The following is a 16952-nucleotide window of genomic DNA, read 5'->3' on the forward strand; positions in this document are numbered from 1 at the left end:
ACATTTCGTGAATGAACCTGCGGTTGATGAAAGGGACCGAGGGCAGCGGTTGACCGCCCCCGGCCGGGCCGCCGCGCTAGCTGGTTTTGACCTTGAAACGGCTCAGCCCTTGCTGCATGGCGTTAGCCCGTTCCGACAAGTTCTTGGCCGCCACCGCGCATTGCTGGGAGTTGTGCTGATTTTGCTGAGTCACTTCATCGATCTGCTCCAAGCCGATACTGGCCTGCTGCAACCCGGAGGCTTGTTCGCTCGAAGCCTGGTAGATCAGGGACACCAAGCTCGAAACCGCCGTGGTGCCATTAACGATATTGCGCAGCGAATCGGCGGTGCGTCCGGCGATGACCATGCCGCGCTGGGTCTTGGTCGACGAGTCGGCGATCAGCGCCGCGGTTTGCTGGGCGGCTTCGGCACTGCGTGCGGCGAGGCTACGCACTTCGTCGGCCACCACGGCAAAACCACGGCCGAGTTCGCCGGCACGCGCCGCTTCAATGGCGGCGTTCAAGGCCAGCAGGTTGGTCTGGGCAGCAATATTGTCGATGGTGGTGATGATGGCCGTGATGTCTTTGCCCGAGTTGTCGATCTCGGCCATGGCGGCGATCAGCTCGCTCATCAGCTGGTCACTTTCCCCCGCGTCCGCGCGTGATGCCTGTGACTGCTCATCGGCCTTCTTAGCGTTGGCCGCGTTGTCGGTGGTTTGCGCGGCCATTTGCGTCATGACCGCACTGATCTCGGTGATGGACGACGCGGAGTTGGCCGCACCCTCGGACAACGACTGACTCAACTCTGTGACCTGGCCCGAACTGCCGGTGATCTCGGTGGCGCTGACCTGAACCTGGGAGATCAGGTTGTTCAAGTTGCCGACCATTTTTTCCAGCGCCTTGCCCAAGGTGTCGTTGGGGGACGACAGACGAACCTCAAGGTCCAGGTCGCCTTCGGAGATGCGTTCGGCGACTTTGACCTGACGTTGCAGGCTGTCCGACATTTCGTTCAGGGCAAAAGACAACTGCCCGACTTCATCTTCGGATTTCTGAACCAGACGCTGGGAAAAATCCCCAAGACTGATGGTCGCGGCCAGGGTCGCGGCCTCACGGATCGGGCCGACGATTTTCGCGGTGGCAAACCACAACACCATCAAGGCCAGCACAGAAATACTGAGCCCGACGCCCACCTGCCAGATGCTGCTGCTCAGCCCGCGGGACTTCAGCTCCTGCTCCAGCGCAATCGCCTGGCTCATCACCACGGCCTTGGGCAAATGGATCAGGATCGCCCAGGGTTTGCCGGTGCGGCCCAGGGTGATCGGCATTTGCACCTCGATCTCCTCAGCTTCCTGGTTCATCCGACTGTCACCCTGGCCTTTCTGCACGTTGGCCAACACTTTTTCCCAGGTGTCGGGCAGCAATGCCTTCAATGGCTGGCCGATTAGTTCGGGGCGTTTACTGTTGGCCACCACCAAGCCTTGATGGCTCAATATCGTCACCGAACCTTTGCCGTCATACAGGGCGGCGGACATTTGCTCACTGAGTTTCTGAATAAACGAAATATCGAAGTCAGCACCGACCACACCGTAGAACTTGCCATTGGCGGTGATGGGCACCGAGAGCGTCGTCAGCCATACGTTTTTGCCTTGAACCACGTAGGGGATCGGGTCCAACACGCTCTCTTTCTGAGTGTCGCGGGGGCCGGAGTACCAGCCGCCTTTAAGGACACCATTGGGGTGACGCGCGTCGGAGTCGTATTCCACCAGCGGTTGCACGGCGATATGGCCGTCCGAGCTGCGGGTCCAATAGGGGGTAAAGCGACCCGTCAGCGGGTTGTTACCGCCCTCATTGTTACGAGAGGCTTGATCCTGAGCGTCGAGGGCATCCGGCTCCCAGCACGAGTAGGTGCCGTTGAAATCCGGGTTGTCCTTGAGCACGCTGAGCAACATTGTGTTGATTTGCTCCCGGCCCAGAGCGAGCGGGCTTTGCGCACTTTTACTGGCGCTCATGGTGTTGGCCATTGTGCGAGCTGAGTCCAGGGCGTTCTGCAATTTGGCTTGGATGGCATTTGCGCGCGATTCGGCAAGGTTCTGCACTTCGCGGATGGTCGAATTTTCGATCAGCGTAGAAACTTCGCGGCCCACATAAGTTTGATTCGCATTTGAAGAGTACAGCCCATATAAAACCAGGCTGGCGCAAGAGATGAATAAGCAGAGTCCTGCAGTAAAGCAAATTCGAGTCTGCAATGAGTTGAATTTCATGATGATTCCTGCCCGCGCTGATAGTTACCAATACCGCCGGATACTGGCATTCCAATGTTTTTGTGCACACAAGACTTAAGGCTTAATCATGGGCTGCTTAGGCAGTAGCGCCGATGCTTATCGTTTCATCGGTCAATACTGCATGACAGTTATCGCTGCTCAGTTGGACTCATTATCATCGAGCCACAAGTGCTCGGTGTTTTTAAAGCCATAACGTTGCGGCGGCACCCGTGCGATGATGCGATCGGTTTGAGCTGGGTCACTCAAATCGACAACTTTCGGGGTGATATAAATATTAAGAACCGGTAAGAAGAATAACTTGACCTTGGGCGTCAACAGCGAATCAGTATGTTGTTCAATGACCACGCCGATCGTGCCACTTTTCATTTGAACGATAGAGCCCACGGGGTAAATGCCGACGGCTTTTAGGAAGGCCCGAAATACTTCATCGTCAAAATGCCCCTGCCATGTGGACATCTGCTGAATGGCCACGGCTGGGTCCCAGCCTTGGTTGTAGGAGCGGTCGGAAGTCACCGCGTCATAGACGTCGCACACTGCGGCCATGCGTGAAAAAACACTGATTTGCTCACCCGCCAGCCCGTGAGGGTAGCCATTGCCGTCGACTCTCTCGTGGTGATGCAGGCATACGTCCACCACCATGTCGCACATCTGGGCGGTGCCCATCAGGGTTTTTTCGCCTTCCAGGGGATGGCGGCGGACCACTTGCAATTCATCGCTGCTCAAACGCCCGGGTTTATTAAGGATGGCGTTTGGAATAGCCATCTTGCCGATGTCGTGCAGCAGGCCGGCCAGCCCCGCGCGACGAATGAGCGCGGGCGGCAGCTTGAGTTGTACGCCCAGCGCGATCATCAGTGCACACACCGCCACCGAGTGCATATAGGTGTAATCGTCGATGCTTTTAAGGCGTGCCAGGCTGATAAAAGCGTCTGGGTGGCGGGCGATCGAGCTGGAAATGTCATCCACTAGCGAGCTGATGGGCTCAAGCTCCAGCGCACGGCCCATGCGCGCATGGCTGAACATTTCGACGACTGCGGCTTTGGCTCGGGTGCACACCGCCTGGGCGGCGATCAGCTCGTCTTTCATTGAGGTAGGGGAGATGGGCGTGGTTGTGGTGCCGGGTTCGCATGCGGAATTAGGCGACGTGGTTGCGCAGCCCGATGTGCAGGTATCCAGCGTGCCCTTCCAGAAAGGCCTTGCTTCGCCGTCTGGAGCCTGATGATAGAGCTCATTACACTTGGTCATGATATGGCCTCTACTGTTTCTTCTTTTTATGTATTGCCGCTCAGCCTCCCTGGCGTGAATGGTGTGGTGGTTGAATGGATCAGTTGGCGTTGGCCGCCTTGATGCGAGTGACGACCCGACCGGCCAAGTCATCCGGGCGGAACTTCGCCAGGAAGTCATCGGCCCCGACTTTCTTCACCATGGCCTGGTTAAACCCGCCCGACAGCGAGGTGTGCAACACAATATGCAACTTCGCCAGGCGCGGATCGCTGCGTACTTCAGCGGTCAGGGTGTAGCCATCCATCTCGGGCATCTCAATGTCCGAGATCATCATCAAAAACTCTTCCTGCGGATCGCGCCCTTCATCGAGCATGGCGCGAAGATAATCCAGAGCCTGACGCCCATCGTTCAGCGCAACCACCTCCACCCCGACGGTTTCCAGGCAACGCGTCACCTGCTTGCGGGCGACCATCGAGTCATCGACCGTGAGCACGCGCAGGTGCCGCGCCCACTGAGTCACCTGTTGATCCACCACACCGTTGGAAATCTCCTCCGACGTCGGAGAAATTTCCGTCAGCACCTTTTCCACATCGATGATCTCCACCAACCGATCATCCGCATGGGTCACAGCAGTCAGATAATTATTATCGCCACTGCCCTTGGGCGGAGGATGGATGTCCTCCCAATTCAAATTGACGATGTGCTCAACTGCATAAACCAGAAAGCCCTGAACGCGATTGTTGTACTCCGTAAGTATGATAAAAGCGCTCTCCTTATCGGTAATGCCCGGCAGCCCAGTGGCCATCGCAAGGTCTAGAACGGGGATAGAAGAGCCTCTGATGTTCGCTACGCCACAAATGTTGTTATTAGACTTTGGTAGTACAGATAACTTGGGGCAGCGAATAACCTCCCGCACTTTGAACACATTGATGCCGTACAGCTGGTGATCGTTGAACCGGAATAAAAGCAATTCCAGGCGGTTTTGCCCGACCAGTTGCGTACGGCTGTTAACGGAAGCCAGAAGACCTGTCATACACACTCCCGATCCGGGTTTGATAGCGGTGATGTCGTAATGACATTAGCATAAGTAAGGGTATGTGAAATACCTGTGAAATAAAAAACAGGGCGGTGTGGTTGGTTAAAGAGAGGTGTTATCAGATGGGGTTGAGTTCAGACGGTTGTTTTAAATTAGATAGGTGGCTAGCTTATTAAGTGTGTGGTGAGAATAAATGTGATTGGTAAGTTTTAGGGTGTAGACGGGGAGTTTTTTAGAATGATGAAGTCGCGTTGAGTGCGGCTTTATGGGTCTTGATCCTACGCCAAGGCTAGTCATCGTCAGTGAGGATGACGTCGTTTTCTGCTGTCTTCGTTGCCTTGGTTTGGCAGAAGGGAGTGGTGGGAAGCATTGGTGGGCATGCGGGCCACCTCTGACATCGTTTTGGTATTCCCAAAGCTTGGGATACCAAAACGCATGGAAGTCAAAAGGCCTCTGCGGAAGCCAAAGGCCCTGAAATCCTTGATTTCACTGGATTTCAGGCACAAAAAAAGACGTCCGTGGACGTCTTTAGTGCCGGGGTAATCTGAACAGAAGTTATAACTTATTGATTATAAAACAAAATATCGGTTTGATTTTTTTGTTGGAATGCCATTTGGAATGCCGATAGGATTTGCTTGGTCCTTGGGGGGCTGACAGTGTGCTATTGCTAGATCGTTCCTTCACAACCGCTTACCTAGGGTACGTCCGCGAATGTAGCTGACGTCACCCAGGTCGCAGAGCTGCTGCATGCGACGAAAACGCGGTGTACGCGGACGCCGGATATACCGGTGTCGAGAAGCGCGAGGAGCACAAAAGTCGTAAGGTGATCTGGCAGATCGCTGCCCGGCGCGGCACCTATTCCAAGCTCAACAAGCGCGGTCTGATCTACAAGGCCAAGCGTAAAATCGAGTATCTCAAAGCCCAAACGCGCGCCAAGGTCAAGCACCCGTTTCGGATGATCAAGCGCCAGTTTGGATACGTGAAAGTACGCTTTCGCGGGCTGATGAAAAACACGGCTCAGTTGACCACCCTGTTCGCTCTGTCGAACCTGCGGATGGCTCGAAAACACCTGATGAGTATGGGCGAGTCACGCGCTTAATACGGAGAACCGGGCAGAAAACGCCCTCGACGCACGCTGCGTCAGGCTGTTTTCAGCAAATAGCGCTGCTTGCCGAGCAGATTACGACTTGCCGTCACTGCGCAGCAAGTTGATCGAGGCATCCCGAGAGATCGGACTGGCTGATGTGCGCAATGAGCGAGAAATACTAGGTCACGGATTTTCTGGGGTGTCCGCCCGGCGCACAACAGACAGGCCGAACAGCTTGTACAAGACTACGTGGATTGTGCTGCATATGATGCTTTCATCTTTGTTCGCACAGTAGAACTCTGCAGGGCGGATTGGTGGGATTTGATCTGGATCCTGTCCGAATTGCGTCTTCCGGCGGTCGAGTTTCTACGTGAGCTTCTCACCTATACGGAGCGAATCGGTTGCTATTTCCTTATTATCGCAAGCCGGATGAGTGCATGACAGCAACGACATTGAGTCGAGGACCCGAACGCATGGGTAAGGACCGCATCGGCTTTTCAGCCCATGACATTCGCGCCAGCGCCTGGACCATGCTCAACTAGATGGAATCTCGCTCGGACGTGATCGAGCGTGAATTGGCGCATGCCGAGAGGAGCAAAATCCGGACAAGTTATAATCAGGCTAGATATCTCACCTAGTTGTGTCAGGTGATGCAGTCTTAGGCTTACATGGCCGACGCTATGATCATGAGTTATAAAGCGTTATTGATTTTTTATTTTGGTTGCATAAGGATTTCCTTGGTGGTTGATAACTAAATCCCTGGCGGCAAGTTGGCTTTCGCCCGACTGTAATGAGCTGGTCATGCAATTAGTATAAAGTTTCTTGACGCTTGCGAGGATATGTTGAAGGGTCAGTTGCTACCCTGAGGGTACTTACTTTGCGAGGTATTAAGAATTTGTATCTTTCACTAGCTGCTACCTGGTGATGTTTTCGCCGGTCCAGCCGGCCAAGTGCTGGATCTTTTTTGGCTGAAGTGGCCAATCAATCAAGAGCAGGTTTGGAAAGCTTTGACCGAGTTTTAGCTTTTGAGTATTTTTGGTCGTCTATAGAAAGATAGTCTTTGAGGGTTTTGAAAGGAATAAAAGTCGGGTCTAAGTAGTGTTGCCGAGTTCGCGGATCTTACTCCAAGACTACCTAAAGTGACGGTGCAGTATCTCCCGTAACAGACCTGACGGAATACTTCTGAAAACTTGGTTGTGGCAGAGGTGCTTTCCAAGTATGGGTGTGATTTGGTACCAGTGGCCAGGCTAGAAAAGTCGGTCAGAAGGTGCTGGGTGACACGCTAAAGTTTGGTCTTAGTGATTCTCCAAGTCGTATCTTCAGACGTATGAAGCCTCGGTTTAGTAAGTAAAGAATATCTAAGGTTGCTGGTGTAATTGCATTGTTATGCCGAAAATTAAAATTCATAACCAGTTAGGTATCAGACGGAAATAAAATACTGAGCGCAGGACGCGGTTTATCTTCCGATGATTTTTCGGTTGCAGTACTGATTGGGTGATTTTTAGGAGCTATTCATTTCTCCAGCTCCTGCTCAAGGTGGTGGATTGTTGGTTGTATCTGCCTTTCGTGTATGCGTATGGCTTCTCTTTTGATGATTGAACTTGATTTCAAGAGTGTTGATTTTTTCTTTCTGAAAAGATTTTCGATCTGGTCCTTATGTGGGGTTGGAAGACTTTTCGGGGTGGGGGTTAATGCTTCGATTTGAAGGGTTAATTTGCAGTTTTCGGTTAGAGATTCGCTTAGTTTTTCAGTGAGAGTGATAGCCGCTATTTGATAATCGTCGAGTTGTTTGCGGTGGGACTTGTTTAGCTCGTTGAGTTGGTCGCGGTATTGATTTTTTATTTCAACTCCATTTTTAATTAACCACTCCAGTGTTTCGGTTATGGTGCTGTGTCTTGATTTGGCTAAATTTTCCAGACATTTCTTTGCTGAATTCGAAAGTATAAAGTTGCTGGGCTTTTTCCCATTTAGGCTTTCTCTCAGTTTCTTTTGGCGCCAGGCGCCTTTCATCTTTTTTAAGAGCTCTCGTATTTCACTGCCTTCAGGCCATTTCTCAGATTCCCTTATAAGCCCGTCGTAGGTGATTTGCTCGGGAATACTTGCTCTGTGATTGTTTAAATATCGAATGGCCCACTTCAGCATGTCTTGGTTGTCTTTTTTTATCCATCCAAGTCTGTTTTGTGCCTTTTCCAAGGAATCCCTCGCTAATGCGCTTATTAGAATTAAAGGTTATATGGGGTAATTTTTAATGCGTCGTTACGGAGTGACGTTACGTAGTAGCATAGACTATTCTACATGTGCTTGAAACAGGGTGTTATTCTACGATTTAATGGCTGCCTTCCTGAAGAGGTGAGGGTGGGTGATGCACTGCGTTCTGTTGGGTCTTGGATTGGCTGGGGTGAGCCCTGAGGCGAAGTTTGTCCTTGTAAGGTTCGTGCAGATGTACGGGTTGTGGGAGTCGATCACAATCGGGGTTAAGGAGTTAGCCAAGGCCTCAGGTGCTACGGATCGTGTGGTATCTAGCGCTCTGGCTGAATTGGTGGCCGAAGATCTTTTGATACGCACACCTATCGTCTGCGGGCGGGGACGCCCCAAGAGTGGGTATCGGGCGTCAAGTAAGTTGTCTAGGTTGTTAGAAGACGAAAACAAAAAGCTCAATGTGATAAATAGACCGAGAATTGATCACGTACTGAACCCTTCTGCGGAAAATTGTAAGGGTGGCTTGAGTGTTTGTAATCGGTTGCTACTGTCCACTCTGCTTCTATACGCCGATCAATTTGGGGTTGTACGGGGAATCGGAGTATCCAGGCTGTCCCAGGCTACTGGTCTGAATCGAGATCGAATAAAGGCCCAGGTGCACAAGCTGATCGCTCTGAGGGTCATGAGAGGGGTGATTCCGGGTGTTGCAACATCTGTTGTATTGGGCGTTTCAAAGTCAGTTTACTTTATTAATTTTCATCATGGTTTTTTTCAAAAAGGTACTTCGGGAGCGATCGTGCTAACTTTCGTCTCGAAATCCAGTGGGGATTCGGGGGAGATGAGTGAGGTTGCAGTCATCATTGGCTCTGCGGGGCTTGGCAAAGGGCTGGAATTCGAGAGGCATAAAAAGTTTTCTGGAATACTGCCTGATAGCGATAGATTTAATGCGCTGGCGGGGTTGTTTTCTTCTTTAGCCAAGGATAGAAGCTCGTCGAGGGCGCTTCAGGTTAGATTGGAGGAGTACGCGTCAGGGCTACTGTCCAAGCATTGGAAAGCCTTGGAACTAGGTCAGTTTAATTCTGATGATGAATTGCAGCTGCGAATCAAGAAAGATTTCAGTAAAGGAACGGGCACAGGGCGAGATTTCAAGGATGATGGCCTTCGAAGCGAGCTGTTTTTTGAGTTCGTTTATGTAGTCGCTGTTTTGATGGCTCGGCGTGTGCAGAGTTTGGTTTTAAGTGCTAAGGGTTTTGCGTACGAAATTGCCGGGTTGCAGATCCTGCCGAGTTTTGAGCCCGGCACATACTTTGGGCGGTTTGCTGTTGGCCGGTCTCTGTTGATTGTTCCTGGTAATAGTTTTCGAGCAGGAGAGTGCTATGTCATGAATGAGAGCAATCTTGGCGAGCCTACGTGTGAGAGGTTTTCAAGTGAGGAGGAGATGCCTGAGATTGACCGTTATCGTTTTGGCCTTCTTTTTCAGGTTCATACTCCCACGCGCTATCGGTATCGGGGGTAAATCGCTCTGTATGCCAGTAATGGTCAGTAACTCTTTACCGGCCTCCTAGATCCTGTGTACGGATTTGAGGAGTTGGTCATGCGCATACTTCGAATGAAAACGGTTATTGAAATTACTGGTTTGGCCCGATCTACGGTGTATAAGTACGTTGCTGAAGGGATATTTCCGAAGCCTATTTCGTTAGGCGGGCGCTCTGTTGGCTGGTTGGAGTCAGAGGTTCATTCCTGGATTCAGTCTAGGCTAGTTGAGAGAAATTAGTAGGTATTGATAGGGTTGTTCTTGGCAGCTGGTCTGCTTCTTGTTTGCTTTATTTTCTTTCAATGAAAACATCATGTCCGGTTGACTCCCGGACATGATGTTTTTTTGCCGGACCTTTTGGTGGCGTTGTTTTTCTGGCTCTGAACAGGAATGCTTTAACTTTCTCTAGGGCTTATGCTTTTGGAGCTTTCGGTGCGGGTAGTATGCTTTAGTGTTCTAAGCGCTACTGTTTAATAACTCCTGCCTGTCACTCATGCAGGGCCTGATATTGAATCATTAGGTTAAGGTCATAGATGTCCCTCTAGCGGGTATCTATCATGAATGTCTACTTTATACCTTGCGGTTGGCAGTATGGTTTAGGTGATCGATATTGAACTTTGGTATCTGCGTGATGAGCTCGTTGAGGTCTAGCTCAATGGGTTGCGGTGAACGTGTAAATAACTACCAAGCCGACTGAAGATATGAACTTCAGTAGAGTAGGTAGTAACCATGCGTCGTTTTTCAGAGAACCGTAATCTTCGTTTGTACTCAGCAGATACTTTTCAGGGCCTGCCGATAATGGGTGAAAAAGGCCCTTTTATACTTGGATACCTTGAAGCCCTGAGTCGCACCATCAACCTTGCACTTGATCAGTATCCTAGGGTGATTGCGTTCAGGGTGGACCTGCGTCTTCCGCGTTTTGGGGGTATTCCGGATGATGCGTTGTCAAACCGTGTGATTAGTAGGTTCATCGAGTCGTTCAAAGCAAAAATTGAGCACAATCGTGAGAAAGCACGTGAGCAGAACAAGTACGCCCATGACTGCAGGGTGCGTTACGTCTGGGCGAGAGAGAGGAGCGAGGCAGGGCGACAGCATTACCACCTGCTGATCCTGCTCAACAGGGACGCCTACTACACAATCGGGCGGTTGCAGCCACAGAGGCCGAACATGATCAGCCGCATGCAGGAGGCTTGGGCCAGTGCGTTGAAGTGCGAGGTTGAGCAAGTGAGGGGCTTGGTACATATCCCGTCTAATGCGGAATACCGAGTAGACAGGGAGGTCCGGCCAGGGAATGTGGATTACTTACCTGATCTGTTTCATCGTGCCAGCTACCTTTGTAAAGCTGCGACGAAGCGTTATGGGGAGGGCGCTCATGGCTTCGGATTCAGCCGAGGATAGAGGGTAAGTAGCTTGTTCCCAGTCCAGCCCTCAGGTCAGTTTGCCTTCCTGAGGGCTTGGAGGGCTTTGTCACTGAGGACAAATTCGAGCCCCGAATTCAAATTCTTGTTGCGTTGACTTCCTACAGGCAAAGCATTCGCGCATATTCAAACGCGTGTGAACGCCTTCCACTCAGTGTAAGCAGCAAGCGGAATCACTTGGTTTTTCACCGGTCATCGCGGGATTGGAATGTGGTCTGCCTAAGCAACAACCGGATAACAAGCATCACCCCATAGCGTTTCCGGGTTATCCAACATCAGCAAAATAATCACAGGCACCAGCTTGCCGAGGAGGTTCGAGCAGTCACGCAGTTGATCCCGGTTCACACTGCTGTTCCAGGTTGCGCCCCCATGCATTACCTGGTTACGCAATGTATAGATTCGATTGAACAGAACACCGAGTACTGCTGGGGTATTGCGGTTGGCTAACGCTTGCTGCGCTGCTCGTCGACCGCTGGCAAACCGCTCGGTCCACTGTTGCTCGCTGATCTTGCCGTTCTGGTTGTCCCAGAAACTCTGAAATACGTAGGGGTTGTCCAGCAATGCGCGGATACTGCCTGAGAACTCGGACCAGACCAGGTTCTCGATCAGGTTGGCCGTGTCTAGCGCACAGAGTTTGTCCAGGAACGCCTTGAACGTGGACTGCTCGGAAAGTCGGAACTGCTCATCAATGTCCGTGGCATAGGCAGAGTTGAAGGCGATCCACAGAAAGATAAAGCGCCCATCAAGATCATCCGCCTGCTCGGCGCGATTCAGCCAGCTTAATGCGCGATGAACGCGCAAGGTGAGGTTGGGATGGTGGCCTTCACGTTCCTGGCGGTGACGGGCTTTGAGTGCTTGATGGTCCATGAAGTGCCGATCCTTGAAGTCGTGGGCGGTCGGTAAAGAGGTAGCGTGTGCCTGAAAACTTTACAGGTGGCCGGGCCAATCGCCGCTGGCGTTGAAAAGCGTCTATTCAGGGCATTAGAACCTGCTCAATTTGTTTACCTGTATGAACAGACAACGTGGACGTGGCCTGCCATTTTGCTTAGGGTATGGCCATTCGACATTGCCCGCAAGGCGGCTTGCATGAAGCGTGAACAGTTCCTGGCACAACCCGAAGTGGAATCTTTCGTTGCATGGCTGGCAGCCAACTTGCCGGCGCTCACGTTCAAGCTGCGCTTCAAGTCCAGCAAGTTTGTACCTGGCGGTTTGACGGTTGATGTCCAGGGGATTGAGCGGGTACTTGAGCACTATCGCTGGAAGGCAAGCTGGCACGACTCCAACCAGAGTGTGGTTGAGTCTGAAACCTGGGCTGAAACCCAACGCTCTTTGGGGCAACTGCGTGAGTGGCTGACGAGTGCGGTCAACGCAGGTGATGAGCAACAAGCGCTTCAGGCGTGTTTGCAGATTCTTCGTTGGGGCGGCGTGCGGGGCGCCATACCGTTCTTGCACCGGCTGGCGGCCAAAGGCGAGTTGTCGGGCTACCTGAAAAAGATGGCCGGACTCATGACGCTCGAGGGTGACAATGACCTGGATGACCTCGACGCTAGCAGTGTCGAGCGTTTCGATTCTGGACTGACCAAGATTCACGCCTTGCTCGATTTGTCCGGTTCTCCAATCTATGACAGCCGTGTGGGCGCTGCGATTGCCATGTTGTATTCGCTGTTTCGCCAGCAGTGGGCGGGGCGTGGTAAACCCTTGCTGATGTTCCCGTCCGGCGGCGCGCGAGGCAGCCAGATCCGCAACCCGGGAGCGTTCCTGAACAGCGTGGCGGCGCCGCAGTTTTCGACGATCGACTATGCCGAGTGGGCGCGTTGGCAAGTGCGCTTGGGCTGGATTATTCGAGCGCTGCTCGAGCGTACCAATTGGTTTGCTGGGCAAGGGACTCTCCCCGCGCGTTGCCATGCCCTCGAGGCCAGCCTGTTCATGCTTGGCTATGACCTTCGCTGCTTTGGTCTGGCGCTGGCGTCTAATTCCATAGCGGGTAAGCCAGAAGTCGAGGCGCAGGACTGCGAGCGTGGAGGCAATAATTGGGTGCCCACGGGGCATCCTTTCAGCCAGGTTCTCAAGGATTATCTGGCCTTCCGCTACAGCGGTGCTCTCGATAACAAAGCCTCGTTTGTTGAATGGCTGGTGGCCCAGCCGCGTGACGAGAAGCCGCTCACGCGTACCACTGCACAGGGCTACTGTTTCCCGTTTTCCATTGAAGAGTTCGACTTGTTCGGCCGACCGCTTGCACAGCTTGAGCGCATCGTCGCCGGTGGTGAGGACGGATTGCGTGCGGCCCTGGCTACCGAGGCCCTCGAGCCGTTCACAGTCGGTGATGAGCGCGTCAGTGTCTGCTTGGTGGATGTGTTGATCACGGGCAACGCGTATGCGCGAGCGACGACCGACAAGGATCGTGTCGACTACATCGTGAGTGCCGGCTATGCCGGTACCGAGAACTCTGCAAGGACACTCATGGCCCTGGGGCGTAACGTGGGCAAGCACTTCGGCCTGCTTGATGCGCAGCACTCGCCAACGAGTCTGTTCGAGCAGTTTTACCAGGACTGCTCGCTCGACGCCTGAGCAACACACGCAACATTTGCGCAGCACCATGTGCCCCTCGGCCTTTCACAGGGTGGAATACAACCATGCAAACCCGGAACGGCGTTCAGTTGTATTCCGCCTCAGACATCTGTGGTTTTCTGGAGTGCCAGCACCTAACGGCACTGGACCTTCAGCATCTTGTTGCCCCTATGGAAAAAGCGCCGGCAAGCGAGCAGAACCGCCTGATCCAGGGCAAGGGGCTCGCTCATGAAGCGACGTTTCTTGAACGACTCAAACGCGAAAATGCTCACGTAGTCGACATTGCCGAGGGCAATCCGAGTTTCGCGCGGCGGGTGGAACTGACCATTGAGGCCATGAAGGCTGGTGCGGACATCATCTTCCAGGCTTCGCTCCAGGAAGGTGCCTTTATTGGGCATGCCGACTTCCTGCGTAAGGTGCCGCGGGCGTCGACGCTGGGCGATCATAGCTATGAGGTGATCGACACCAAGCTGGCCAAGTCTGCAAAGGCCAAGTTCCTTGTGCAGGTTGCGCTTTACTCGCGAATGCTGATTGCAATCCAGGGCATACAGCCGCAGTTCATGTATGTCGTACTGGGTGATTCTGCGCGTACGGAGCAGGCGTTTCGGGTCGCTGACTACGCCGATTATCTGGAGCAAGTGCTGCAGCGTTTCACGGCGTTCGTGAACGGTGACGGACAACCTGTGACGTACCCGGAGCCATGCGGGCATTGCGGGTTTTGTGTGTGGCGCGATCGCTGTGACGAACAACGGCTGCAAGACGATCACCTCTCGGCAGTCGCCGGCATCAGCCGCTCGCAAATCAAGAAATTGCAGGCTGGTGGAGTGACCACATTGCAGCAGTTGGCGAACAGTACCGATGACTTGCGCATCCCCAAGTTGCAAGTGGAGTCGCTGGGCAAGTTGCGCCATCAGGCGCGTTTGCAGTTCCAGGGGCGTTCCAGTGATGGCCCGTTGTTCGAGTTTCTGCCGGTCGTGGGGAAAAGGCGTGGTTTTAGCCGAATGCCCACGGCGGTTGAAGGCGATCTGTTTTTCGACATGGAGGGCAATCCGCTGGAGGAGGGCGGCCTGGAATATCTCTTCGGTCTGTATATCGACGAAGGTGGCCAACAATCCTTCAAACCCTTCTGGGCACATAGCCGAGAGGAAGAAAAGATCGCGTTCGAGCAGTTCATCGACTGGGTCATCGCCCACCTCAAGCGTTACCCCAGCGCACATGTCTACCACTATGCCAGCTATGAAGAGACGGCCATCAAGCGCCTGATGAGCCAGCACGGTACACGCGAGGCACAAGTGGACTGGTTGCTGCGCAACGGCAAGCTGGTCGACCTCTACAAGGTCGTGCGCGAAGCGATCCGGGTGTCTGAGCCCAGCTACTCGATCAAGAACATCGAGCATTTTTACATGGGGCAGCGCGACGGCGACGTTACCAATGCCGGTGCGAGCATCGTGTTTTATGAGCGTTGGAAAGAGACTGGCGAGTCGGCGTTGCTCGAGCAGATCGAGCGGTACAACGAAGACGACGTGCTATCCACCTATCTTCTGCGCAACTGGCTTTTGAGCATTAAACCTTCGGATGCGAGCACTCTTTCCGAGCCTGAAGCAGAAAGCGAGAAAGCTGTAGCGGAACAAAAGGAGATCGAGGTTCGTCTGGAAAGCTATCGCGATCGTTTGCTCGCTGGCTTGTCCGCCGCCGAATGTGCTCTGAGCGAAGCGGATCAAGTCAGGTTGCTCACCTTCCAACTGCTCGACTTCCACCGTCGGGCAGACAAGCCGACATGGTGGCAGTTGTTCAGTCGTCAGGACATGACCACTGAGGAGCTGCTGGAGGATATCGAGAGCCTGGCCGGTTTGCGGCGTACAAAAACGCCGCCCGAACCGATCAAGAAATCATTTCTGTTTGAATACAGTTTCGAACCTCAAGAAAGCAAGATGCGCACGGGTTCCCAAGGCGTCATCACCGAGTCCCTGGCCAATGTGCAGTTGGTTAACCTGGACAGTCACGCGTGTCTGGCGATGTTCAAAGCCACCGCGAACAAAGCGCCACCGGATGACTTCGACATGATTCCCGGCAGGCCGATTCCATCGACTTCGCTGCGCGAGGCACTGTTTCGCTATGCCGACAGCGTCTTGGCCGGTGAGCAGCGCTTCCAGGCGGTGGCGGACTTTCTCCATCGACGCGTTCCACGGGTGAAAGACGTCCAGCCGGGTGCGCCACTGCTGGATCCACGCCTGACGACGACGGATGCCATCAAGCAGGTGGTACGCAACCTCGAGAACAGCGTGCTGTTTATTCAGGGGCCACCGGGTGCCGGCAAGACCTACACGGGCTCGCACGTCATTGTTGACCTGCTCAAAGCAGGCAAGCGCATCGGTGTGACCTCCAATTCGCACCATGCCATCAACAACCTGTTGGCTGCTGTTGAGTCTCGTGCACAAGCAGAGGGCGTTGCATTCAAGGGGTTGAAAAAGTCATCGGAGGGAGATGGCACTGAGTTCACTGGTCGCTGCATTCGCTCCATCGAAGACAAAAAGGATTTCCTTGATGCCTGGGGGCCGGGAATTGACCTGACTGCGGGTACCGCCTGGCTATTTGCCGACGAGACCTTCACCGAGGCGTTGGATTACCTCTTCATCGACGAGGCCGGGCAAGTGAGCGTGGCGAACCTGGTCACCATGGGCATTGCGGCACGCAACATCGTCTTGATGGGAGACCAGATGCAATTGTCGCAACCCGTGCAAGGCGTGCACCCTGGCCGTTCCGGTGACTCTATCCTCGATTATCTGCTGGATGGCACGCCCACCATTGCGCCTGACCGTGGGGTGTTTCTGGCGCAAACCTGGCGGATGCATCCGCACGTTTGCTCATTCATTTCTCATGCGGTGTACGAAGGTCAGCTGTCGTCGGCACCAGGAGCCGAGCGGCAGGTGTTGCGACTGGATGGCCAGCGCCCGGACGTACCGGGCAGCGGACTGATGTTTTGCCCTGTTGAGCACGACGGCAACGGCCAGAGTTCCGATGAAGAAGCCGCGTACGTCAAAGCGCTGTACACGTACTTTCTGCAGCAGCGCTTTGTGGATAACACCGGCGAGGAGCACGCGGTGTCTCTCGAAAACATCCTGGTCGTGGCGCCCTACAATTTGCAGGTACAGCTGTTGAAGCAAGTGCTGCCGGCGGGTGCGCGCGTCGGCACTGTGGATAAGTTTCAGGGGCAAGAGGCAGAGATTGTCATCGTCTCGATGGCGACGTCGAATGAAGACTACCTGCCCAGGGACATCGGCTTCCTGTACTCGAAAAACCGTTTGAATGTAGCAGTCAGTCGGGCGAAGTCGCTGGCTTGTATCGTCGCCAGTCCTGATCTGATGGCCATTCGTTGCCAGACGCCGCAAGACATGAACCTGGTCAACGGCTTGTGCATGGCGGTCAGGTTCGGAACGGTCGACGAAACCCGTCAATCCCAAGAGGTTGTGCTATGAAAAATCTGTTCGCAATTATCGGTGTCATCGTCGTTGCCAAGAAGGGCTACGAGTTTGTCCGTGAATACATGGAGATGAAACAGGAGCTGGACCGACGTGCCTCTGATTCGGCCTGACAAACGCCGATAACGTCGACAACTCCGTCCTTTTTCT

General features: G+C 53.5%; 10 protein-coding genes and 1 pseudogene. 6 read left to right on the forward strand and 5 right to left on the reverse strand.

Annotated features, from left to right (window positions below):
* Positions 1 to 76: 76 nt before the first annotated feature.
* The 3 genes from K1567_RS20385 to K1567_RS20395 form a co-directional block, all read right to left on the reverse strand.
* On the reverse strand, positions 77 to 2101 hold the full coding sequence (locus K1567_RS20385) for a methyl-accepting chemotaxis protein (RefSeq protein ID WP_371918474.1): 2025 nt from the start codon (positions 2099 to 2101) through the stop codon (positions 77 to 79).
* A 297-nt stretch (positions 2102 to 2398) separates the two neighbouring features.
* On the reverse strand, positions 2399 to 3502 hold the full coding sequence (locus K1567_RS20390; protein WP_080758791.1) for an HD-GYP domain-containing protein: 1104 nt from the start codon (positions 3500 to 3502) through the stop codon (positions 2399 to 2401).
* Positions 3503 to 3581: 79 nt separating this feature from the next.
* Entirely contained in the window at positions 3582 to 4514 is a 933-nt protein-coding gene (locus tag K1567_RS20395) for a chemotaxis protein CheV (RefSeq protein WP_034115155.1), read from the reverse strand.
* Positions 4515 to 5215: 701 nt separating this feature from the next.
* On the opposite strand from K1567_RS20395, the pseudogene K1567_RS20400 reads away from it, so the two are divergent.
* Positions 5216 to 5616: pseudogene (locus tag K1567_RS20400) on the forward strand (transposase); the annotation flags it as partial.
* Between the two features lie 1500 nt (positions 5617 to 7116).
* Here the strand turns inward: K1567_RS20400 and K1567_RS20405 are convergent.
* Positions 7117 to 7797: a hypothetical protein gene (locus K1567_RS20405; RefSeq protein WP_146018919.1), complete on the reverse strand. Its 681-nt coding sequence runs from the start codon at positions 7795 to 7797 to the stop codon at positions 7117 to 7119.
* Between the two features lie 661 nt (positions 7798 to 8458).
* Here K1567_RS20405 and K1567_RS20410 point away from each other — a divergent pair.
* From K1567_RS20410 to K1567_RS20420, 3 genes are all read left to right on the forward strand, one after another.
* Positions 8459 to 9319, forward strand: a complete 861-nt coding sequence (locus K1567_RS20410) for a hypothetical protein (protein WP_179113964.1) — start codon at positions 8459 to 8461, stop codon at positions 9317 to 9319.
* Positions 9320 to 9397: 78 nt separating this feature from the next.
* On the forward strand, positions 9398 to 9577 hold the full coding sequence (locus K1567_RS20415; RefSeq protein ID WP_023442851.1) for an AlpA family transcriptional regulator: 180 nt from the start codon (positions 9398 to 9400) through the stop codon (positions 9575 to 9577).
* A gap of 489 nt (positions 9578 to 10066) precedes the next feature.
* Entirely contained in the window at positions 10067 to 10735 is a 669-nt protein-coding gene (locus tag K1567_RS20420) for an inovirus Gp2 family protein (RefSeq protein ID WP_034100791.1), read from the forward strand.
* 239 nt (positions 10736 to 10974) lie between these two features.
* Here K1567_RS20420 and K1567_RS20425 read toward each other — a convergent pair whose 3' ends face one another.
* Positions 10975 to 11622 carry a HEPN domain-containing protein gene (locus K1567_RS20425; RefSeq protein WP_033968774.1) on the reverse strand — a complete coding sequence of 216 codons (648 nt, stop codon included), beginning with the start codon at positions 11620 to 11622 and terminating at the stop codon, positions 10975 to 10977.
* Positions 11623 to 11841: 219 nt separating this feature from the next.
* Here K1567_RS20425 and K1567_RS20430 point away from each other — a divergent pair, with 219 nt between their 5' ends.
* Together K1567_RS20430 and K1567_RS20435 are read left to right on the forward strand one after the other, a co-directional pair.
* Positions 11842 to 13323 (forward strand): hypothetical protein, encoded by a 1482-nt coding sequence (locus K1567_RS20430; protein ID WP_220698808.1) that lies wholly within the window; start codon positions 11842 to 11844, stop codon positions 13321 to 13323.
* 65 nt (positions 13324 to 13388) lie between these two features.
* Positions 13389 to 16799 (forward strand): TM0106 family RecB-like putative nuclease, encoded by a 3411-nt coding sequence (locus K1567_RS20435; protein WP_096426794.1) that lies wholly within the window; start codon positions 13389 to 13391, stop codon positions 16797 to 16799.
* Positions 16800 to 16952 lie beyond the last annotated feature (153 nt).

The organism is Pseudomonas sp. S5F11 (genome assembly GCF_019641515.1).
Classification (GTDB): Bacteria; Pseudomonadota; Gammaproteobacteria; order Pseudomonadales; family Pseudomonadaceae; genus Aquipseudomonas; species Aquipseudomonas rhodesiae.